The following is a 19420-nucleotide window of genomic DNA, read 5'->3' as shown; positions in this document are numbered from 1 at the left end:
CACGTCACCCGAAAGGATCCGACCCCATGCATATCGCGCCCTATGACAACCACAACAAACCGATCGTCGATGCGGAGGATTCCTGCGTTCCGCTGAACTATTTCAACATCGTCAAGCTGAAGAAGGGCGAAGCCTTCGCCTATCAGGTTCCCGGCTACGAGACCTGCATCGTGCCTGCCACCGGCACGGTCGATGTCGATGTCGAAGGCGTCGGTTTCGTAGCCCTTGGCAAACGCGGCGTCGATGTCTGGGACGGCGAACCGGAGGGCGTCTATGTCCCGGTAGGCGCCAAGGCGACCCTTGTCTGCCTTTCGGATGCGGCCGAGGTCTTCATCGCCGGGGCCAGATACGACAAGGTTCTCGACCCGTTCGATGTCCGCGCCGACGATCTCGACAAGGTGCAATACGGCTCCGACGACACCAAGACCCACCGCAAGATCAAGCATATTCTGGGCCAGAAGCATCACGGCAAGGTTGGCCGCCTGCTGGTCAGCGAGCTGTTCACCGTCGGGCAGGGTGGCTGGTCGGGGTTCCCCAGCCACAAGCACGACACCGACCGTCTGCCGCTGGAAACGCGTCACGACGAGACCTATAATTTCCGCTTCCGGCCCAATCACGGCTCCGGCGTGCAGATGCTGCAGCGTGAGGAGAACAAGGCCGGCGACGCCTATCACATCGTCGACGGCTCGACGATCTGCATCGACAAGGGCTACCACCCTTGCGCGGTTCTGCCGGGCTACGAGATGTATTATTTCACCATCCTGGGCGGGCTGAGCCAGCGCTCGCTGGTGCAGTATTTCCAACCAACGCATGCCTATCAGATCGAAACGATCCCGGGCATCAAGGACATGGTGGCGAAGTTCAAATGAGTATTGCAACACTCGCAGACGTGCTTCAGCCGGCACTCAAACATGGCTACGCCGTTGCCGGTCTGGTGACACTGGGTTGGGAAGACATGCGCGCCTATGTGGCTGCTGCCGAAGCCGAGGGCGCGCCGGTGATCCTGCAGGCGGGGCCATCCTGCCGGGCGCATACGCCCTTGCCGGTGCTGGGCAAGATGTTCCGCTACCTGGCTGAAAATGCCAGCGTGCCGGTGGTTGCCCATCTCGACCACGGCTACACCTATGAGGACTGCAAGGAGGCGCTCGACAGCGGTTTTACCTCGCTGATGTTTGACGGCTCGCGCAAGGAGCTCTCCCAGAACATCGACGAGACCGCGGCCATTGCCGAGATGGCCCATGCCGCCGGCATTTCCTGCGAGGGCGAGATCGGCTTTGTCGGCTATTCCGGTGGCGAGAATTCCGCCGGCACCGATCCGGAAGAGGCCGCACGCTTTGCCCGCGAGACCGGCGTCGACGCCATGGCGATTTCGGTCGGCAATGTGCATCTGCAGCAGGACAAGCAGGGCGGGCTCGACGAGCCGCGGATCCGCGCCATCGAGGCATTGACGACCGTGCCACTGGTCATCCATGGCGGTTCCGGCGTTCCGCTGGCCCAGCGCAAGGTCCTTGCCACCGGCTCCAGCATCTGCAAATTCAATATCGGCACCGAGCTCCGCATGGCCTTTGGCGCGGCACTTCGCGAAGCGGTCAACCGCGATCCGGAGCGCTTTGACCGGGTGACGATCCTCAAGGAAACCCACGACCCGGTGATGGAAGCTGCCCGCACCGTCATCCGCGCCTTTGGCGCATCGCAACAGAAAGCCTGAGACATGTTGAAGATCGGAATTCTCGGTTGCGGCCGCATTGGCCAGGTCCATGCCCGCAGCCTGTTCATGGTTGAGGGCGCATCCGTGGCTGCGGTCACCGATGCATTTCCCGACGCTGCCAATGCGCTGGCCCAAAAAACCGGCGCCAAGGTCATGAGCGCCGAGGAAATGATCGCCAGTCCCGACATCGACGCGGTGATCATCGGCACGCCGACGGATACCCATTTCGATCTGATCCAGAGGAGCGCCAGGGCTGGCAAGGCGATCTTTTGTGAAAAACCGGTCGACATGTCGGCTGACCGCATCCGTGACTGCATCACGACGGTGGAGGCAGCCGGCGTGGCGTTCCTCACCGGCTTCAACCGCCGCTTTGACGCCGGTTTTGCCGGCATCCGCGCCCGCATCGCTGCCGGCGAGATCGGCGATGTCGAACTGGTCACCATCCTGTCGCGCGACCCGTCACCGCCGCCGGTCGCCTATATCAAGAGCTCGGGCGGGTTGTTCCGCGACATGATGATCCATGATTTCGACATGGCGCGGTTCCTGCTCGGCGAAGAGATTGTCCGGGTCTACGCCACCGGTTCGGCGCTGGTCGATCCGGCGATCGGCGAGGCCGGCGATGTCGACACTGCCGTGGCCGTCTTGACAACCGCGTCGGGCAAGATCTGCCAGATCTCAAATTCCCGCCGCGCCACCTATGGCTATGATCAGCGCGCCGAGGTGCACGGCTCGCTGGGCCTGCTCAAGGCCAACAATGTGGCTGAAAACAATGTCGAAATCGCCAGTGGCGCAGGGTTTTGCGCAGCACCCGCACAGCATTTCTTTCTCGAGCGCTATGCTGGAGCCTATCTCGCCGAGATGGCGCATTTCGTCGCTTGCCTGCAGTCAGGTCAGGCGCCGTCGCCAGGCATCCGCGACGGACTCGCTGCGCAGCTGATCGCCGACGCGGCCGCCACGTCGCTGGCGACAGGTGTGCCAGTCGATCTGGCCTGAGCCAAAGGCCAAATCCAAATCAAAACCGCCTCCGGCTTGTGCAAGCCGGAGGCGGATAAACTTGTAATCTAAGCAGGACAAGTGGCGCTATAGGTAAACTCAGGCAGCCTTCATCGGCTCGACCGCTTCGCCGCTGATGCTCTTGCCGACAGCTTCGAACGCCCATTTCTTGATCTGCTCTTCGAGCTCTTCATTGCGCCTGCGCAGCGCCTCGATTTCGCCGTCGACCTTGTCGCGCTCGACCTGGTGGATCGCGTCAAGCTGCGCCTCGAGCTCCTTGTTTCGGGCCTTGAGCGTTTCATTGTCCTGGCCGCTGAGCGAATCGATCTGATCCTGCAGGGCGACGATCTGCGAAGTGACCTTGGACAGGGATTCCGACAGCCCGGCGATCTTTGCGGCCTGTGCTTCGATATCGGCGTCGGGCTTTGGCGTCAGCACCATCGAGGCGATGCTGAGCACCGCAAACAGCGGCACCAGCCCGATGGCGAAACCGCTGAGCGTTTGCAGCAGTCCGAGATGCGCGACATCGAACATCGCGGCGAAAAACAGGCTCGCCAGAACCGCGGCGATCAGTGCAAAAACCTTCGACAGCATGCCCATCATGCCGCCAGCCTTCTTCTTCGGGGCCTTGCCCTTTTCTGCCTTCTGACCTGCCACGCTAAACTCCTGTGCTGAAAACCGCGCGGCGCTGTCGTGTCGGGGGACCGACAGAGCATGCGCCCGGGCTCAGATGTGCAAGGTGCTGATGCACCGAAAATTCTGTTCCTGCGGCATGCCGGGATCGGGTGGGATCAAACCGGCGGTGCGAGTGCGCATCATGCTTTCCGGTCGGGAAACTCGCCGGGCAAGCCTATCCACCGGGCTTTAAGGAATGGTGAAAACCGCATGGCGAAAACTTGTGCGCGGGGGAGCCGCCGCCGGCACCGTCAGCTTCGGCGCAGCCCGGTGCCTTGACCGGAACCGGTGCGAACGCCGGTCCGGGCGAGGTGGAAGGAGCCGGATCTCAGAACCGGTCCATGTCGTCGGGCTTGCCGATCTCGTCCTCGATTTCCTGGCCGGGGTCGAACTTGTTGTGCATCTCCATCCGCGCCATCTTGATCAGATAGGACAGGAAATGCTCGTCCGTGGTGCGCGACAGGTCATAGGCGGCTGCCAGCAGCCCCTGTATCTTCAGCATGACCAGGGTTTCGTCATTGCTTTTCGGTTTCCGGCTCATGATACAGCCTCCCTGGTCGGATTGCGGGCCGGGATGTGGGCCGGTGTGATGAAGGGGCGCTGGGCGCCGTTGCGCCGGACCAGCGGATGATCAATGCCGGCATGATCGCGGGCCGATGTCAGCGATTTCTCACTGACCTCGGCATAGGCTACCATGCACCAGTCTCCCGCCCGCAGCCGCGGCAGACCGGCCGGAATCACCTTCCAGCCCATATCCAGCCAGCGCTTGAGAACGGTTTGCTGCACGACCCCGCCGGTATGGGTGATGCCTTCGTCAAGACAGTATTCCATCACCGCGCAGAGCATCCGGCTGAGAAGGCCGGCGCGGCCCAGGCCGTGATATCCCGGCAGCACGCAGGTGCGGGTCAGGTCGGCCCATTCGGGATGGCACGGCGCGTCGATGGCCTGGCACCAGCAGGCAAATCGTTCGGAAACGAGATTGGGCGTCACCGTTGGCATCAGCCGCGCCGAGGCGATGACCCTGTCGTCCTTCATGCCGAGCAGATAGGTTGCCTGCGGTGCGTCGAACGGGTCGAGTTCCAGCCCGTCATCGCTGAGCGGCACCCGCCGGGATCCGGCGGCGCAATGCTCCAGCCGCCGCCGCAGGAACTCGTCGAAGGCGCGGGTGTAAAGCTGCTTGTTATGGGTGTTTACCACATGGGCCTGAATCATCGGCTTTCCCCTTGTCGAGGGGAAAGATAGTCCGTGGCCTCAGTGCATGTCGCCTAGCGATTCCGCCAGTTGATCGAGCGTGATCTCGCCCTGCTGCAGTGCGCGTGTCACCGCATGGGTGGTGTTGCTGGCATTGAGCTTGTCGCGAATCTGGGCGGTGTGATAGCGCACCGTCTGCTCGCTGACCCCGAGGATCACCGACACATCCCAGCAGGATTTCCCCGCCGAGGTCCACAACAGCACCTCGCGCTCGCGATCGGTCAGTTTCCTTTGCATGGACGCGTTGCTCAGCCGCCGCTCGATGGCGGATGAGGCGTAGACCGACAGCAGATTGATGGCGCCGCGTTCGCGCGCGCTCAGTTCCAGCTTGTGCGGCCCGCCAAAGGACACCGCCGAGAGCCATTCATCGCGTGACAACACCGGCACGATATAGCCGTCGGACATGCCGTGATCCGCGGATTCGCCAACCACGCGCGCCGCGCCTTCAGCCTTGAGGAAGCGAGGTTCCGCCTCAAGCCAGCAGAAGGGCGCCATCGTGTTGAGCACCTGCTGGTAAACCGGGTCGGACTTGGAAAAATCCTCGGCAATATAACGGTCCCACAATTCAGTCGGAAACCTGTTGGTCTTGACCAGCGAATCGAGCGGCGAATTGTCGGCGGCAAGTCCGCTGTAGATCATGTGCTTGAGGCCGTAGACGCTGACGACGTTGAGAAGGTCATCCAGCAGGTCATCGATCGAATTATGCTTGTCGACCCGTTCGATAAACTCGAAAACTGCCGATTCCTGCGAGCTCATCGGCGATACTGGTATGAAAATTGTCTGATCTTGCTCAAAACGGCCACCCCTCACTCAGAATCTAACCGATAGGATTGGCGGGCGCAATCAGCGAAAACGGGCATGCGGGACGAAATACACCCCAAAAGTGGCAATGCGCCTTGTCCTTTCGTAGGAGCAACAGGCCGGGCCGGGGCGCCCCGGCCGCCGGCCTGTCCCTGGCTCAACCGAAAGGCGGCTGAAGCTTCACCGAGCCGCTGACCGCGGGCGGCAATCATAAATCTGCTCAATGGCCGAGATTGACAATATCTGTTTGATCGATGCCAAGCCGCCATGCCACATCTTCTCCCGGGGCTGATGTGGCACTCGCCAATTTCCGGCGCGGCGCGACAGTCCGGCACTCCTTTGTGGATACACCGCGTCATGACCACTATTCCCAGGTCCAACCTGTTCTACCAGTCCCGTCTCAGCCGCCCGATGCTCGACCGGGCCGAGGGCATCTATCTCTACGACACCAGCGGAAAGCGCTATCTCGACGGCTCCAGCGGCGCGATGGTCTCCAATATCGGCCATTCCAACGCCAATGTGCTCGCAGCCATGAAGGCGCAGATGGACAAGGCCACCTTCGGCTACCGGCTGCATTTCCAGAACGAACCGGCCGAGACACTGGCGCGGATGACGGCCGAGCGGATGCCGGAGGGTCTCGACCGGGTGTTCTTCGTCTCGGGCGGATCGGAAGCGGTGGAAAGCACCATCAAGCTGGCGCGGCAATATGCGCTGGCCATCGACGAGGGCAGCCGCTGGAAGGTGATCTCGCGCTATCCCTCCTATCATGGCGGCACGCTCGGCGCCGTGGCGCTGACCGGCTACGACCCGCTGACCCGGCCGTTCTCGCCGATGATGCGCGAGATGCCGAAGGTGCCGGCGCCGCTGTGCTATCTCGACCGGGACAATCTCTCCGACCATGACCGCGGGCTCAAATATGCCGAGATGCTGCGCGACGAGATCATCGCCCAGGGACCCGAAACGGTGCTGGCCTTCATCATGGAACCGGTCGGCGGCGCCTCCACCGGCGCGCTGGTCGCACCCGACAGCTATTACGGCCGCATCCGCGAGATCTGTGACGAGTTCGGCATCCTGCTGATCTATGACGAAGTGATGACCGGGGCAGGGCGCACCGGCGCCTTCGTCGCCTCGGAACATTGGGGCGTGGTGCCTGACATTGTGGCGCTGTCAAAGGGGTTTGCCGCGGGCTACGCGCCGCTCGGCGCCATGGTGGCGCAGGGAGCAATCGTCGAAAAGGTGCTCGATGCCGGCGGTTTCATGCACGGCTTCACCTATGCCGGCAATCCGCTCGCCTGTGCGGCCGGCTGCGCGGTGCTCGAGGAAATGGACCGGCTCGGGCTGGTCGACAATGCCAGCGTGATGGGCGACCGGCTCAAGGCCGAACTCGGTGCGCTGATGGCGCGCTATCCGTTCATCGGCGACGTTCGCGGCAAGGGCCTGCTTCTGGCCTTCGAACTGGTGTCGGACCGGGAAACCATGACCCCGCTGCCCAAGGCGCTCAATGCCTATAACCGGCTGGTTGATCTGGCCTATGAGCGCGGCCTGATCATCTATTCGCGCCGCACCCGCGGCGGGCTCGAGGGCGACCATTTCCTGGTCTGTCCGCCGCTGATCATCACCGAAGACCAGATCGGCGAAATCATCGTCACCCTGATCGACTGCCTCGACACCATGGCAGCGGAAATGGATCTGCCGGTCAACCGCTAGGGCGGAGAGGCACCTGCCGCAGGACCCCGGGGGGGATCCGGTGCCGCTAAGGGATCAGCCTTCGTTTCTGGGCTTGCGTTGCGACAGCGCCTGCAGCACCGCGCCCTTGACGGTTTCATCCTGCGCCATCACCGCCTGGCTCAGCGTGTAGAGCCTGGCGCGGGTGTCGTGCAGCTGGTCGAGCAGATCCAGCACCACAGGCAGGGTCTCCTCCTCGACATCCATGTCGAAACGCAAGGAGCAGATCAGCCGGACGCGGGCAAACTGCATCTCGGAGAGCGCCGGGGCGCCGGCTTCCTGTTCGGCCTCGATCAGCGCGTCCTCGATCCATCGGTCGAGATCTTCACGGTTGAGATCCGGCACCAGCGAGATGATCTCTTCAAGGTTTCTCATGAAAGTATCTCCTTGCGAGGATTTTGCGCATGGCGGGGTGTCCAGCCTTCCAGGAACGCCGCCAGTTCCGGCTCCTCGGCCTGCGGCAGAATCACCTTCAGCGTCACATAGAGATGGCCTTTCTGGCCGGTTTTCCTGTTGCGGATGCCACGGTCCTTGAGCCGCAGCTTGGTTCCGGTGTTCGACCCCTTCGGCACCGTCAGGCTGACCGGCCCGGCCAGCGTCGGCACCTCGATCCCGGCGCCCAGAACCGCTTCCTTCAGCGTCACCGGAACGTCGAGATGGATGTTGTCATCCTTGCGGACAAAATAGGCATGGGGCTGGATGTGCAGCTCGATGAAGGCGTCGCCATTGGGGCCGCCGCCAAAGCCCGGTCCGCCCTGGCCCTTCAGCCGCAGCGTCTGCCGGTCCTCGGCGCCCTCGGGAATCGTCACTTTCAGCGTCTTGCCGTCGGGCAGTTGCAGCGTGTTGACGCCACCGGTGGCGGCATCCATGAACGAGACCCGCAGGGTGTAGCTCACATCCTGGCCGCGCGCCTTCATGCTGCCCGGCCCGCCGCCCATGCCGCCGGCGCGGCGACCGAAGGCCTGGGCGAAGAACTCGTCCAGACCCTCATTGCCGGCAAAGCCGTCCTGGCGCGCATGGCTGCCCGAGGCTCCGGGGCCTGCATAGTCGCGGTAGAAATGCTGCTGTTTTTCGGCGCCGGTCGCATCAATCTCTCCGGCATCGAATCTGCGCCGCTTGTCCTTGTCTTTCAACAGGTCATAGGCCCCGGATATGTCCTTGAACCGGGCTTCGGCCTTCTTGTCGTCGGGATGCAGGTCCGGGTGGTATTTCTTGGCAAGCTTCTTGAAGGCTTCCCTGATGTCGTGGTCCGTTGCCTTCTGCTTGACCCCGAGGGTTTCATAGGGATTTTTCATTCCATAAGGCTCCGGTAGGTCAGTCGTATTCAAAACGCACATGTGGGGGCGGCAACCGTGCACGCAAGGGCCGGCTGACAGATCCCGGCCCCTATATGGGGTGCCCGGCGCCGACATGCACGTCTCATCGCGACAATGACGTCTTTGCACCATGATATAAAGCCGCGCCGGCGGTCGCGTCTTTGAGCTTGATCAAGTCGGAAGATCAAGGCACCGGCCGGACATGACAACGCCGCGCATCCGGATGAATGCGCGACGCTGAAACATCCTGGGAGGATGTTGGTTTGTATTCTGGCTCTCCGGGTCGCCCCCGAAAGGTCTCAGGAGTAGAGCGTGCCGCCATTGATATCGACACAGGCGCCCGTCATGAAGGCGGCCTGGTCGGAGGCAAGATAGGCCACCAGATTGGCGACATCTTCCGAGGTGCCCTCGCGCTTGAGCGGCGTGCCATTGGCAACGGCCTTGCGCACTTCGGGCTTGGTGAAGATGTTGTGGAAATCGGTGTCGATCATGCCCGGGCACAGCGCGTTGACGCGGATATTGGGACCCAGCTCCTTGGCCAGGCCGCGGGTCATGGTCATCACCGCGCCCTTGGATGCGGCATAGGCCACGGCACCCGGGCCGCCGCCGTCGCGTCCGGCCTGCGAGGCGAAGGGGATGATGGCGCTGCCGGCCGGCATGAAGGGCGCCACGGCCTTGACCAGCAGGAACAGCGAGGTGAGGTTGAGGCTCATCACCGTGTTGAAATGGGCGAGATCCATCTCGTCGATCTTCTTGCGGGCAACCAGGCCGCCGGTGACATGCACCAGCACATTGATGTCGGGGCCGAATTTCGACCGGGTCGCGGCAACCAGGGCGTCGACATCGGCCGGATTGGTCATGTCGCCCTGCATGGCAAAGGCGCTGCCGCCGGCATTGTCGATTTCCCGCACCGCCGAAAGCGCACCCTCGGCGCTGGAGTGATAGTTGATCGCAACGCGTGCGCCTTCCTGGGCCAGACGAAGCGCGGTTGCCCGCCCAATATCCCGGCCGCCACCGGTCACGATTGCGGTTGCGCCATTCAATGTCATGATCATTCCTTGCTTTGTCTGGGACCGGCCTGGCCGGTTCGGTGTTCGCCGATACTAGTATGGTAGTATCCCAATTATGTCAAGGTGGAGATCTTGGCGGTCAGTCCTCGAAAAGCGCACCGTGATTTTCGCGGGCGGCCTGCATGGTGTCATCGAGTCGCGCCAGATGCAGGCGGGTGAGTTTCACCGCGGTGGCTTCGTCGCGCTTGGACAGCGCCACGAAAATGGCGCGGTGGTCCTGGTAGAGTTCCTCCCGGCCCGCGGCGTCGGCCAGCGCCAGCATGCACAGGCGGTCCACATGTTCCTTGTTTTCGGCAATGGTCCTGAAGGCCGGCTCGCACTTGGCGGCCACGCAGATCAGACGGTGGAATTCGTAATCGAGATCGTGGAAACCGTCGGCATTGCCGTCGGCGATCGCCACTTTCTGCTGGCTGAGATTGTTCTCTATGTCGGTCAGGGCTTCCTCGGAGGCGACATCGCAGGCGCGGCGCACCACTTCGACCTCGACTGCCGTGCGGATGAAGCGGGCATTGAGGATGTCCTGCATCGAGATCTTGCGCACCAGCGTGGCCTTTTGCGGCACGATCTGCAGCAGGTTCATGTCGCCCAGCCGCATGAAGGCCTCGCGCACCGGCTGCCGGGAAATATTGTGCTGCCTGGCAACCTCGACCTCGGAGAGCTTGGTGCCCGGCAGCAGCCGCAGCCCGACTATGTCGGCGCGCAACTGGTGGAAAACCCTGTCCGATGCGGTTCCCCGTCCGGTGTCGGAAAATCTCTCGTGAACTGTCATGTCATATCTCGTTCTTGATGGCGCCGGCGGCGCCGCTTCTGGCCTGCGCCATCGCCGGCAGGCGGCGGTGCGGGCCATGCGTCGGTTGAGCGAAATTCAGGTGTAGCTGCAAACGGCGCGGGGCTCAACTCGGCTCCCGTCTGGTGCCACATTCTTGGGCTGGACTAGATCGCATATTACCATACTAGTCAACATTTTGCTTGACCAAACCGGAAACCGGTGTTTATCTCGGGGCGGGAGTTTGAGGCGGGTGACCGTGATGTGCGGATCCGGAATCAAGGCTCGACAACACTTTTCTGGAGGAAAATCATGACCCTGTTTACCACTGCCAAACGACTGGCCCGCGGTGCCGCGATCGCCATCGGTCTGACCGCTGTCGCGACATCGGGCGTTTACGCCGACGACATCACGCTGCGTGGCGCCAGCATGTTCGACAATGACCATGCCTTCACCAAGACCATGGTCAAATTCGCCGAGCTGGTGGATGAAAACTATGACGGCGTCACATTCGATCTGCGGCTCAACGGCGAACTCGGCGTTGAATCCGACTATGTCACCTTCCTGCAGCAGGGCGTGGCCATCGACTACACCATCATGGCGCCGTCCAACATGGCGAGCTTCGCCCCGTCGATCCCGCTGATGGACATGCCGTTCCTGTTCCGCGATCTCGATCACTGGAATGCGACGCTCTCGAGCGACGTTCTGGCGCCGCTGGAAGCCGAGCTCTTGGAAAAGGCCGACATCAAGATCATCGGCTATACCGGTGGCGGCACCCGCAACCTTTTGTCATCCGCCCCGATCGGCAATCTGGACGAGCTCAAGGGTCACAAGATGCGGGTCATGGGCGCGCCGATCCAGGCCCAGATCTTCGCCGCGCTGACCGCAGCCCCCTCGGCTATTGCCTATAACGAGGTCTACAACGCCATCCAGTCAGGTGTCATTGCCGGCTTCGAAAACGAAGCTGCCAGCATCCAGAACCTCAAATTCTACGAGGTCGCACCGCATCTGACCCTGACCCGCCACACCATCACCGTGCGTCCGATCGTCATGAGCGGCAAGACCTTCCGCAAATTGCCGGAAGACCTGCAGGCCGTGGTGCTCAAGGCCGGTGCCGAAGCCGGCGCCTATGGCCGCGAGCTGGAATCGCGCGAAGATGCCGTCAAGTTGCAGGAAATGGTCGATGCCGGCCAGGTCATCGTTCAGGAATTCGAAGGCCGCGACCAGCTTCTGGGCATGGTTGTGCCGGTTCAGGACGAATATGCCGCAAGCCTGGGCGCGACCGAACTGCTCGCTGCCATCCGCGCCAAGTAAGCGCGCACTGCACTCAGGGCGCCGGGGAACTCATCTCCGGCGCCTTTATGCCATGTCGGCTTGAACGCGATCGCATCGTCATTGGGAGGGTGCGGGCAGGGGGATGGACACGTGCTTGAGAACAGTCTCGAAAAATTTTGCCAGGGCTTGCGTTTTCTGCTCGGCTTCTTGATGGCGGCGCTCGCCATACCCGTTGGCATGCAGGTCATCGCCCGCTACACCGGCATCATCCCGGTCTATCTGTGGACCGAGGAACTTTCCACCTTCATCTTTGTCTGGATCGTCATGATCGGCTCGGTGATCGCGGTCTGGGACGGAACCCATTTCGACGTGCGGGTGACGCCGGACGCATCCCGGCCCCTGACGATCCTGCTGCAGAACACGGTCGTGCTGGCGCTGATCGCCGTCTTTGGCGCGCTGTTTGCCTTTTACGGCATCGAATATGCGCAGTTCGGCTACATCCAGAATTCGGTGATGATGCGCGCCAACCTGCTTGTCACCTATATCTCGGTGCCGCTCGCAGGCGCGTTCTGGGCGATCTTCGCCGGTTTCCGCATCTACCAGGCCATTCTTGAATATCAAACCGCAAACGAGGCTTCGGCATGATTGTCTCCACCGGACTTGCCTGCGCCATCCTTGTTGGCGGATTTCTGTTGCTGGTGCTGATCCGCGTGCCGGTGGCCTTCGCGCTCGGCATCGCCATCATCCCGATCGTGTCGCTGGATCTGCGTCTTACCCCGTTCATCATCATGGACCGGATGTTCCAGTCCTACAATTCCTTCATCCTGCTGGCGGTGCCGTTCTTCTTGCTCGCCGCCAATCTGATGAATTCGGGCAAGATCACCGACAAGCTGATCGGTCTGGCGCGAGAGCTCACCGGCTGGATGCCGGGCGGGCTGGGCCATGTCAATGTCGCGGTCTCGATGCTGTTTGCCGGCATTTCCGGCTCGTCCACGGCCGATGCCGCCGGCTGCGGCAAGATCCTGATCCCCGCCATGGTCAAGGAGGGCTATGACGTCCGTTTCGCCATTGCCATTACCGCCTGTTCCTCGGTGATGGGGGTGATCATCCCGCCCAGCATCCTGATGGTGGTCTGGGGCGGCGTCATGCAGGTCTCCGTCGGCGCCCTGTTTCTGGCCGGCGCCGTGCCCGGCCTGCTCATCGGCCTGGCGCTGATGGGCACGGTCTATGGTTATGCCAAGGTCTATGACTATCCGATCGCCGTGCGGCCGACGCTGTCTTCCTTCTGGGTGGCGTTCAAGGGCTCGATCCTGGCGCTGATGACGCCGGTGCTGGTGATCGGCGGCATCGTCACCGGCATTGTCACGCCCACCGAAAGCGCCATCATTGCCGCTGGCTACGCGCTGATCCTCGGGGTCTTTGTCTACCGCACGGTGTCGGTGCGCGATCTCGGCCATATCTTCTACGAGACCGGCCGCTTCGCCTCGATCTCGCTGTTTGCCATCGGCACCGCCTCGGCCTTCGGCTGGATGCTGTCGTTTTACAATGTGCCGCGGCTGATCGTCGATTTCATGACCAGCCTGCAGTTCGGCAGTTTCGGCACCGCCTTGGTGATCGCCGGCCTGTTCCTGTTCTTCGGCCTGTTCATCGACGCCATCCCGACCATCATCATCCTGGGCTCGGTGCTGCTGCCGGTGGCGACAGCCGCCGACATTCACCCCGTCGTCTTTGCCATCATCGGCATTGTCTCGCTGGCCTTCGGACTGGTGACGCCGCCCTACGGGCTCTGTCTGCTGATCTCGGCGGCGATTGGCGGCATGAATGTGGTGCAGGTGATGCGCGACGTGATCATCATCCTGATCCCGATGCTGGTGATCCTGATGCTGATCATCATCTTCCCCGAGATCGCGCTCTGGCTGCCGTCGACGCTGATGCCAAGCTCGTTCCAGTAGCCAGGCTGGTCTCAAACACAGTTGCGGCGCCTTCCTGACGGAGGGCGCCGCAACTGTGTTCAGGCCTTGGCTGTGAGATACAGCCGGCTATCGGCTTGCATCTCGCGCAGGTGAAAGGCCGGAAGGGCCTTTACTGCACCGCAGCCGCGCGCTCCAGCGGATGATCCAGGCCTTGTTTGTTCCGAAAATAGGCCAGGAAGGCAGCAAGCAGATGCGCCATCAGCAGTGTCATGCCGACATGTCCGATGAAGGAGGACTGCGTATAGGTGCCGAAATCCATCATGAAGCTGCGTCCGATAAAGGGGGCCAGCATGCCCTGGGCGACGAACCACAGAACCAGTCCGGAAACGAGCCCGGTCAGCCAGACCCGGGCCGGCATGAGAAGGCGCGTGGCATAGACGAACAGACCGAATCCCAGCGAGCCGATCAGGAAGTGGATCGGGAATGCCAGGCTCTTGGAGATCTGCACGCCGGTCAGTTTCGCGGTGATGGCGATGACCAGGTTTGAAGGCTGCAGGATCACATCGAACAGGATCGGCGAGACCAGCCAGGCATAGAGTTCAAAGGCGATTTCGCCGATCAGGCCGGCAAGGATGATCGACAGGACAATCTGTCTGGTGGAAAGCGTGTTCTCAGATGACATTGCGTACTTTCTTCGGGAGGAGACGTTCAATACGCAGTCGGTAGCAATCGCCCGGCGGCTGGGCAATTAACGTTGGATCACGGTTGATCACGTTGCGCGCAGCACATGGCCGGGCCATGCCGCGTGCACCAGGCCGGCATACCCGCCGCGGCGTCCGGTCTGCAGCGCCGCCGGTCGCGGGCAAAATTCAGTTGGTAAAGAAAAATGGTGGGCGCGACAGGGATTGAACCTGTGACCCCTGCCGTGTGAAGGCAGTGCTCTCCCGCTGAGCTACGCGCCCGTTGCCGGCTCGCTGTGCGAACCGAACGGATCCAGCGGCGGTATAAGCGGTGCGCCGGGCAGGCGTCAAGCGGCAGTTTGGCGCTTGTGCACCATCGGTGTCGATTGTGCCGCCGCGCCCGGGCGGACGCGGTTGCCTGCCCGGGCCTGTTTCAGGCCGCCCGGCTTGCCTTGGCGATCAGTTTTTCCACCAGTGCTGCGTCGAGCTCGTCGAAATGCTCGATGATGATGTCGGGGTCAAAGCTTGCCACCGGCTTGTCGGAATAGCCGAAGGGCACGGCGATGGTCGGAATTCCGGCATTCTGCGCTGCCAGGATGTCGTTGACGCTGTCGCCGACCATCACCGCCTTGGCCGCATTGCCGCCGGCAAGCTCTATCGTGCCCAGGATATGATCGCCATGCGGCTTGCGCACCGCAAAGGTGTCGCCGCCGGTAATCGCAACGAAGCGCTCGGTCAGCTCCAGCGCGTCAAGCAGTTTGCGGGCCAGCGCCTCGGTCTTGTTGGTGCAGACTGCCAGCTGCATGCCGGCGGCCTCGAGCCGGTCGAGCGAATCGATCAGGCCGGGATAGGGCAGGGACTTGCCCGGCATGTCGGCGGCATAACTGACCAGGAAGGCGTCGAAGGCGGCTTCGAGCTGTTCGGGCGAGGTCGGATGGCCATGCAGCGCCCAGGCCCGCTCGATCATCACCTTGGCGCCCTGGCCGACCAGCCAGGTCATGTCGTCGAAGCTGACATGGGCAAGACCGTTGAGATCCATCACATGGTTGAGGCTGGTCATCAGATCCGGGGCGGTGTGGATCAGCGTGCCGTCGAGGTCGAAGATTACCAAAGGAGAGGTCATGCGGGCTCCGGAAATGTCAGTGTCTGATGCGTGCGATGCGGGTTCAGTAGCGCCTGGCCCGCGCGCTGGCAATCTCCGCGCCGCAGCTTTTGCCGCCCGCCGTACCAGCTTGCGGCCTGTACGCCCGGAAAGGGCTGCCGCCTTGGCGCCGGCCGAGGCCGCGGCGCGGCCGGCGCCGGCCTGCGGGCGATCGGATGCCAACTCGGGCTTTGCCTTGTCAGGCTTCCATGCTAACAGGCAAACCAGTATCAACAACCATGGCAGACCGGTATGGACGCCCGTCAACTCAAGATCGCCGCAGCCCAGGCTGCCCTCGAACATGTCGAGGACGGCATGCGGCTGGGCATCGGCACCGGTTCGACCGCGGATGAATTCGTCCGGCTGCTGGCCGAAAAGGTCGCCGACGGCTTCCGGGTCCAGGGCGTGCCGACATCGGAGCGCACCGCGCGGCTCTGCGTCGAGCTCGGCGTGCCGCTGTTCTCGCTCGACGACCTGCCCGAACTCGACCTGACCATTGACGGCGCCGACGAGGTCGATGGCTCGCTCGGCCTGATCAAGGGCGGCGGCGGCGCGCTGCTGCGCGAAAAGATCGTGGCTGCAGCCTCGGCGCGGATGATCGTCATTGCCGACGAGACCAAGCTGGTCGAGACGCTGGGCCGCTTTCCGCTGCCGATCGAGGTGGCGCCCTTCGGCATGACCGCAACGCGGATCGCTGTCGAGCGCCTGGCCGAAAGGCTGGGCCTGTCGGGCGCCATTGAACTGCGTCCCGAACGCGACGGCCCGTTTCTCACCGATGGCGGCCATTTCATTCTCGACGCATCATTTGGCCGCATTCCGGATGCAGAAGCGCTGGCAAACGGGCTCGTCGCTATTCCCGGCGTGGTCGAACACGGATTGTTTCTTAATATGGCAAGTGCCGCCATCATCGCCTCGCAGAGCGGTGCACGGACCTTGTTGGCGAAGGATTAAACAGGAGTGACACCGAACATGACTATCTTTACCGGTCTCAAGCGCTTCGGCGCGGGCATGATCGTCGCCTCGAGCCTCGCCGTTGCGAGCCATTCGGCCCTGGCGCAGGAACTGAGCGACGACCATCTCGCCGCCGCCCGCGCCGCCATCACTGCGCTCAAATCCACCGATCAGTTCGATGTCGTGATCCCCGCATCGGCAGAGCAGCTCAAGGTCAACCTGATCCGGGCCAATGCCGATCTGCAGGAAGTCATCAGCGAGACCATCGACGAGGAGGCACTCAAGATCGTGCCACGCCGCGCCGATCTGGAAAAGGAAGCCGCGCAGATCTACGCCCGGGCCTTCAGCAAGGAAGAACTCACCGCAATTGCCGATTTCTACAATTCCGATGCCGGCAAGAAGCTGATCGACAATGGCCCGCTGGTCACCCGCGAACTGATCAAGTCGGCTGAAATCTGGTCCGCCGGAATCAGCCGTGACCTGGCCGAAAACACCAACAAGGCGCTGCAGGAAAAGATCGGCGCGCGCCCCAAGGTGGAAGGCGAAAAGCAGCCCTGATCCTTTCGGGTCTTGCGCTGATGCTGCCATCACTTTGCCGTGTGGCAGCCTGAAATCGAGAGCCCGGGCCGGTCCCCGGGCTTTTATTTTGCCCTGAGATGGCTAAATAGGGCAGTCCCCTTGGCCCCGCCGTTCCGGCCAGCATTCACCAAAAGGAATTCCGCCATGACCGAATTTGACTTTGACCTGTTTGTCATTGGCGGCGGTTCGGGCGGGGTGCGCGCGGCGCGGCTGGCTGCCGGGCTGGGCAAGAAGGTGGCCATCGCCGAGGAATTCCGCTTTGGCGGCACCTGCGTCATCCGCGGCTGTGTGCCGAAGAAACTCTTTGTCTATGCCTCGCAATTTGCCGAGCATTTCGAAGACAGCCACGGCTTTGGCTGGAGCGTGGGCGAAACCTCCTTCGACTGGCCGACGCTGATTGCCAACAAGGACCGCGAGATCGACCGGCTCGAAGGCCTCTACAAGCGCGGACTGGAAAATGCCGGCGCCGAGATCATCGCCTCGCGCGCCGAACTCACCGGGCCACATTCGGTGCTGATCAAGGCCACCGGCGTCACGGTGACCGCCAAACACATATTGATTGCCGTCGGCGGACGGCCCAATCCGCATGCCTCGCTGCCGGGCCACGAGCTCTGCATCAGCTCCAACGAGGCCTTCCATCTCGATGCGCTGCCCAAGGCCATCGTCATCGCCGGCGGCGGCTATATCGCGGTGGAATTTGCCAATATCTTCCATGGTCTGGGCGTCGAAACCACGCTGATCTATCGCGGCAAGGAAATCATGTCGCGCTTCGACATGGACATGCGCCGCGGGCTGCATGCGGCGATGGAGGAAAAGGGCATCCGCATCCTCTGCCACGAGGTGTTTTCGAAGATCGAGCGCGGCCCGGACGGCCGGCTGCTGGCCCACACCTCCAATGGCAAGGCGCTGGTGGCTGACCAGGTCATGCTGGCGCTCGGCCGTGATCCCAACACCGAAGGCCTCGGGCTTGACAAGGCGGGCGTTGAAACCGGCCACAAGGGCGAGATCCTGATCGATGACTATTCGCGCACCAATGTCGAGAGCATTTATGCCGTCGGCGACGTCACCGACCGGGTGCAGCTCACCCCGGTGGCGATCCACGAGGCCATGTGCCTCATCGACACGCTCTACCATGACCGCCCGACCTCGCCCGATCATGACCTGATCGCCACGGCGGTGTTCTCGCAGCCCGAGATCGGCACCATCGGCCTGTCGGAGGACGAGGCCTCGAAACGTTTTGACGAGCTCGAAATCTACCGCGCCGAATTCCGCCCGATGAAGGCGACGCTGTCGGGCCGGAACGAAAAATCGATCATGAAGATCGTCGTCAATGCCGAAGACCGCAAGGTGGTCGGCGTCCATATTCTCGGCCACGAGGCCGGCGAACTGGCGCAGATCCTCGGCATCGTGCTGAAGGCCGGCTGCACCAAGGACGATTTCGACCGCACCATGGCCGTCCACCCCACCGCCTCGGAAGAGCTGGTGACCATGTATCAGCCCAGCTACCGGGTGAAGGGTGGCGAGCGGGTCTGAGACCTCCGGGGTAACGCGATTGGACCGCAAGGCCTTCTATCATCACCTGAGCGTCACCGATCCGCAGCTGTTTCCGGACGGGATCAGCGCGGCGCAGCGGGCAGGGTTTCAGACAAAGCTTGATGTCTGGGCCCGGTGGTACGCCGCAGGCCACCCGGTGAGCTTTCTCGCCGCAGCCCTCGGCCAGATCTTTCGCGAGACCGGCGGGCGGATGGAGCCGGTGCTCGAGGCCTTTGCGCCCGACCGCAAGACCTCGGCCGAACGCCTGCAGAAAGCTTTTGACGCGGGCCGGCTGAAATGGGTCAAGTCACCCTATTGGCTGCCCGACGAGACCGGACGCCACCCGGTCGGCGGCGGCGACATCCAGCTCACCCACCGCCGCAATTACGTCAACGCCGAACAAAGGCTCAAGACCCGCTTCGGCGTCCGCATCGGCCTGGCTGAAAATTACGATCTGATCCTCGATCCCGTCATCTCCGCCCATGTGGCGTTTTCCGGCATGATCGAAGGCTGGTTCCGCCCCTGCAAGCTCGCCGATTTCGCCACCGCCCAGGGCCTCGACTACGCCGCCGCCCGCGACATCGTCAATGGCGACGCCAAACAGATCGGCCCCGAAATCGCCCGCAATTGCCGGATTTTCGAAGCCGCGCTGAAGGCGGCTGGCGCGGACCAGAATTTCGGGCCACCGCAGCACGCAGTGGACTGGCCGGTGCCGCAAGTGACGCCGGTGGGCGCGCGGATAAGGGCGTTGTTTCAGAGGCTTGCGGGGAGGTTCGGGTAAACTGATTCAGGGGGGTGAGGTGGTGGGTTGCGGGGCAGGGATAATGTCGTGTTGGCTGGGTGCTGGAAGACGGGCCTGGTCGCTTTGGGCGGGGAGCGGTAGTTCGCGTCTTGGAACGCTAAAAGTATCATCTGCAGGAAGCGGACGTTGAAAAGTCACACAGTAGCAAGAACTGCAGACGATCTTTCGGCGTCAATGTAGCGGCTTTGAATTTAGACACATACTTCACCGCGCTTCCATCCGAGCGAAGCGGTGCGGTAGC

At 62.5% G+C, this 19420-nt stretch carries 21 protein-coding genes and 1 tRNA gene; 11 read left to right on the top strand and 11 right to left on the bottom strand.

Translation table 11 applies throughout. The features are described 5' to 3' along the window. The first annotated feature begins 26 nt into the window (after positions 1–26). Genes OEG82_RS15845 through iolG form a run of 3 tightly spaced genes read left to right on the top strand, consistent with a single transcriptional unit; the run spans position 27 to position 2701 of the window. Positions 27–869 (top strand): 5-deoxy-glucuronate isomerase, encoded by an 843-nt coding sequence (locus tag OEG82_RS15845; protein WP_267613357.1) that lies wholly within the window; start codon positions 27–29, stop codon positions 867–869. Next, entirely contained in the window at positions 866–1708 is an 843-nt protein-coding gene (locus tag OEG82_RS15840; protein ID WP_267613356.1) for a class II fructose-bisphosphate aldolase, read from the top strand. The genes OEG82_RS15845 and OEG82_RS15840 overlap by 4 nt, the downstream gene beginning before the upstream one ends. A 3-nt stretch (positions 1709–1711) precedes the next feature. Next, entirely contained in the window at positions 1712–2701 is a 990-nt protein-coding gene (iolG, locus tag OEG82_RS15835) for an inositol 2-dehydrogenase (RefSeq protein ID WP_267613355.1), read from the top strand. A 99-nt stretch (positions 2702–2800) separates the two neighbouring features. On the opposite strand, the gene OEG82_RS15830 is transcribed toward iolG, so the two are convergent. From OEG82_RS15830 to OEG82_RS15815, 4 genes are all read right to left on the bottom strand, one after another. Then, on the bottom strand, positions 2801–3358 hold the full coding sequence (locus tag OEG82_RS15830) for a hypothetical protein (protein ID WP_267613354.1): 558 nt from the start codon (positions 3356–3358) through the stop codon (positions 2801–2803). Between the two features lie 346 nt (positions 3359–3704). Continuing rightward, on the bottom strand, positions 3705–3917 hold the full coding sequence (locus tag OEG82_RS15825) for a hypothetical protein (protein ID WP_267613353.1): 213 nt from the start codon (positions 3915–3917) through the stop codon (positions 3705–3707). Beyond that, positions 3914–4588: an acyl-homoserine-lactone synthase gene (locus tag OEG82_RS15820; RefSeq protein WP_267613352.1), complete on the bottom strand. Its 675-nt coding sequence runs from the start codon at positions 4586–4588 to the stop codon at positions 3914–3916. The genes OEG82_RS15825 and OEG82_RS15820 overlap by 4 nt, the downstream gene beginning before the upstream one ends. Before the next feature lie 39 nt (positions 4589–4627). Then, complete coding sequence (locus tag OEG82_RS15815) at positions 4628–5383, bottom strand: helix-turn-helix transcriptional regulator (protein ID WP_267613351.1); 756 nt, start codon at positions 5381–5383, stop codon at positions 4628–4630. Positions 5384–5785: 402 nt separating this feature from the next. Between OEG82_RS15815 and OEG82_RS15810 the strand changes: the two genes are divergently transcribed. Then, a complete protein-coding gene (locus OEG82_RS15810) occupies positions 5786–7135 on the top strand; it encodes an aminotransferase family protein (protein WP_267613350.1) in 1350 nt (449 codons plus the stop codon). A gap of 54 nt (positions 7136–7189) precedes the next feature. On the opposite strand, the gene OEG82_RS15805 is transcribed toward OEG82_RS15810, so the two are convergent. The 4 genes from OEG82_RS15805 to OEG82_RS15790 form a co-directional block, all read right to left on the bottom strand. Further along, positions 7190–7528 carry a chaperone modulator CbpM gene (locus OEG82_RS15805; RefSeq protein WP_267613349.1) on the bottom strand — a complete coding sequence of 113 codons (339 nt, stop codon included), beginning with the start codon at positions 7526–7528 and terminating at the stop codon, positions 7190–7192. Further along, positions 7525–8448 carry a DnaJ C-terminal domain-containing protein gene (locus OEG82_RS15800; protein ID WP_267613347.1) on the bottom strand — a complete coding sequence of 308 codons (924 nt, stop codon included), beginning with the start codon at positions 8446–8448 and terminating at the stop codon, positions 7525–7527. Before OEG82_RS15800 ends, OEG82_RS15805 begins: the two co-directional genes overlap by 4 nt. A 320-nt stretch (positions 8449–8768) precedes the next feature. After that, positions 8769–9521, bottom strand: a complete 753-nt coding sequence (locus tag OEG82_RS15795) for an SDR family NAD(P)-dependent oxidoreductase (protein ID WP_425497654.1) — start codon at positions 9519–9521, stop codon at positions 8769–8771. A 97-nt stretch (positions 9522–9618) separates the two neighbouring features. Next, entirely contained in the window at positions 9619–10308 is a 690-nt protein-coding gene (locus tag OEG82_RS15790; protein ID WP_267613345.1) for a GntR family transcriptional regulator, read from the bottom strand. Positions 10309–10617: 309 nt separating this feature from the next. Between OEG82_RS15790 and OEG82_RS15785 the strand changes: the two genes are divergently transcribed. The 3 genes from OEG82_RS15785 to OEG82_RS15775 all read left to right on the top strand — a co-directional run bounded on the left by OEG82_RS15785 (position 10618) and on the right by OEG82_RS15775 (position 13532). Beyond that, complete coding sequence (locus tag OEG82_RS15785; RefSeq protein WP_267613344.1) at positions 10618–11619, top strand: TRAP transporter substrate-binding protein; 1002 nt, start codon at positions 10618–10620, stop codon at positions 11617–11619. A 111-nt stretch (positions 11620–11730) separates the two neighbouring features. After that, positions 11731–12225: a TRAP transporter small permease gene (locus OEG82_RS15780; RefSeq protein WP_267613343.1), complete on the top strand. Its 495-nt coding sequence runs from the start codon at positions 11731–11733 to the stop codon at positions 12223–12225. Further along, on the top strand, positions 12222–13532 hold the full coding sequence (locus OEG82_RS15775; RefSeq protein WP_267613342.1) for a TRAP transporter large permease: 1311 nt from the start codon (positions 12222–12224) through the stop codon (positions 13530–13532). Before OEG82_RS15780 ends, OEG82_RS15775 begins: the two co-directional genes overlap by 4 nt. Before the next feature lie 130 nt (positions 13533–13662). Here the strand turns inward: OEG82_RS15775 and OEG82_RS15770 are convergent, their stop codons facing one another. The 3 genes from OEG82_RS15770 to OEG82_RS15760 form a co-directional block, all read right to left on the bottom strand. Then, a complete protein-coding gene (locus OEG82_RS15770; protein ID WP_267613341.1) occupies positions 13663–14175 on the bottom strand; it encodes a hypothetical protein in 513 nt (170 codons plus the stop codon). A gap of 205 nt (positions 14176–14380) precedes the next feature. Further along, positions 14381–14455, bottom strand: a tRNA-Val gene (locus OEG82_RS15765). Positions 14456–14606: 151 nt separating this feature from the next. Further along, positions 14607–15296 carry an HAD family hydrolase gene (locus OEG82_RS15760; RefSeq protein ID WP_267613340.1) on the bottom strand — a complete coding sequence of 230 codons (690 nt, stop codon included), beginning with the start codon at positions 15294–15296 and terminating at the stop codon, positions 14607–14609. Between the two features lie 270 nt (positions 15297–15566). On the opposite strand from OEG82_RS15760, the gene rpiA reads away from it, so the two are divergent. The 4 genes from rpiA (at position 15567) to OEG82_RS15740 (ending at position 19158) form a co-directional block, all read left to right on the top strand. Next, positions 15567–16265: a ribose-5-phosphate isomerase RpiA gene (rpiA, locus tag OEG82_RS15755; protein ID WP_267613339.1), complete on the top strand. Its 699-nt coding sequence runs from the start codon at positions 15567–15569 to the stop codon at positions 16263–16265. Positions 16266–16283: 18 nt separating this feature from the next. Then, positions 16284–16823: a DUF2059 domain-containing protein gene (locus tag OEG82_RS15750; RefSeq protein WP_267613338.1), complete on the top strand. Its 540-nt coding sequence runs from the start codon at positions 16284–16286 to the stop codon at positions 16821–16823. A gap of 165 nt (positions 16824–16988) precedes the next feature. Further along, a complete protein-coding gene (gene gor / locus OEG82_RS15745; RefSeq protein ID WP_267613337.1) occupies positions 16989–18377 on the top strand; it encodes a glutathione-disulfide reductase in 1389 nt (462 codons plus the stop codon). A gap of 19 nt (positions 18378–18396) precedes the next feature. After that, the gene (locus OEG82_RS15740) at positions 18397–19158 is read left to right on the top strand and encodes a hypothetical protein (RefSeq protein WP_267613336.1); all 762 of its coding nucleotides are present in this window, start codon (positions 18397–18399) and stop codon (positions 19156–19158) included. The last annotated feature ends 262 nt before the right edge of the window (positions 19159–19420 follow it).

This window comes from Hoeflea ulvae, from assembly GCF_026619435.1.
GTDB lineage: Bacteria > Pseudomonadota > Alphaproteobacteria > Rhizobiales > Rhizobiaceae > Hoeflea > Hoeflea ulvae.
The sequence above is the reverse complement of the archived record's forward strand: the minus strand, read 5'-3'. Positions and strand labels throughout refer to the sequence as shown.

What these genes read in the sequence shown, in the direction of transcription:
- OEG82_RS15845 (WP_267613357.1), top strand. Translation starts at nt 27, where the DNA reads ATGCATATCGCGCCCTATGACAACCACAACAAACCGATCGTCGATGCG.
- OEG82_RS15840 (WP_267613356.1), top strand. Translation starts at nt 866, where the DNA reads ATGAGTATTGCAACACTCGCAGACGTGCTTCAGCCGGCACTCAAACAT.
- iolG (WP_267613355.1), top strand. Translation starts at nt 1,712, where the DNA reads ATGTTGAAGATCGGAATTCTCGGTTGCGGCCGCATTGGCCAGGTCCAT.
- OEG82_RS15825 (WP_267613353.1), bottom strand. Translation starts at nt 3,917, where the DNA reads ATGAGCCGGAAACCGAAAAGCAATGACGAAACCCTGGTCATGCTGAAG.
- OEG82_RS15820 (WP_267613352.1), bottom strand. Translation starts at nt 4,588, where the DNA reads ATGATTCAGGCCCATGTGGTAAACACCCATAACAAGCAGCTTTACACC.
- OEG82_RS15815 (WP_267613351.1), bottom strand. Translation starts at nt 5,383, where the DNA reads ATGAGCTCGCAGGAATCGGCAGTTTTCGAGTTTATCGAACGGGTCGAC.
- OEG82_RS15810 (WP_267613350.1), top strand. Translation starts at nt 5,786, where the DNA reads ATGACCACTATTCCCAGGTCCAACCTGTTCTACCAGTCCCGTCTCAGC.
- OEG82_RS15805 (WP_267613349.1), bottom strand. Translation starts at nt 7,528, where the DNA reads ATGAGAAACCTTGAAGAGATCATCTCGCTGGTGCCGGATCTCAACCGT.
- OEG82_RS15800 (WP_267613347.1), bottom strand. Translation starts at nt 8,448, where the DNA reads ATGAAAAATCCCTATGAAACCCTCGGGGTCAAGCAGAAGGCAACGGAC.
- OEG82_RS15790 (WP_267613345.1), bottom strand. Translation starts at nt 10,308, where the DNA reads ATGACAGTTCACGAGAGATTTTCCGACACCGGACGGGGAACCGCATCG.
- OEG82_RS15785 (WP_267613344.1), top strand. Translation starts at nt 10,618, where the DNA reads ATGACCCTGTTTACCACTGCCAAACGACTGGCCCGCGGTGCCGCGATC.
- OEG82_RS15775 (WP_267613342.1), top strand. Translation starts at nt 12,222, where the DNA reads ATGATTGTCTCCACCGGACTTGCCTGCGCCATCCTTGTTGGCGGATTT.
- OEG82_RS15770 (WP_267613341.1), bottom strand. Translation starts at nt 14,175, where the DNA reads ATGTCATCTGAGAACACGCTTTCCACCAGACAGATTGTCCTGTCGATC.
- OEG82_RS15760 (WP_267613340.1), bottom strand. Translation starts at nt 15,296, where the DNA reads ATGACCTCTCCTTTGGTAATCTTCGACCTCGACGGCACGCTGATCCAC.
- rpiA (WP_267613339.1), top strand. Translation starts at nt 15,567, where the DNA reads ATGGACGCCCGTCAACTCAAGATCGCCGCAGCCCAGGCTGCCCTCGAA.
- OEG82_RS15750 (WP_267613338.1), top strand. Translation starts at nt 16,284, where the DNA reads ATGACTATCTTTACCGGTCTCAAGCGCTTCGGCGCGGGCATGATCGTC.
- gor (WP_267613337.1), top strand. Translation starts at nt 16,989, where the DNA reads ATGACCGAATTTGACTTTGACCTGTTTGTCATTGGCGGCGGTTCGGGC.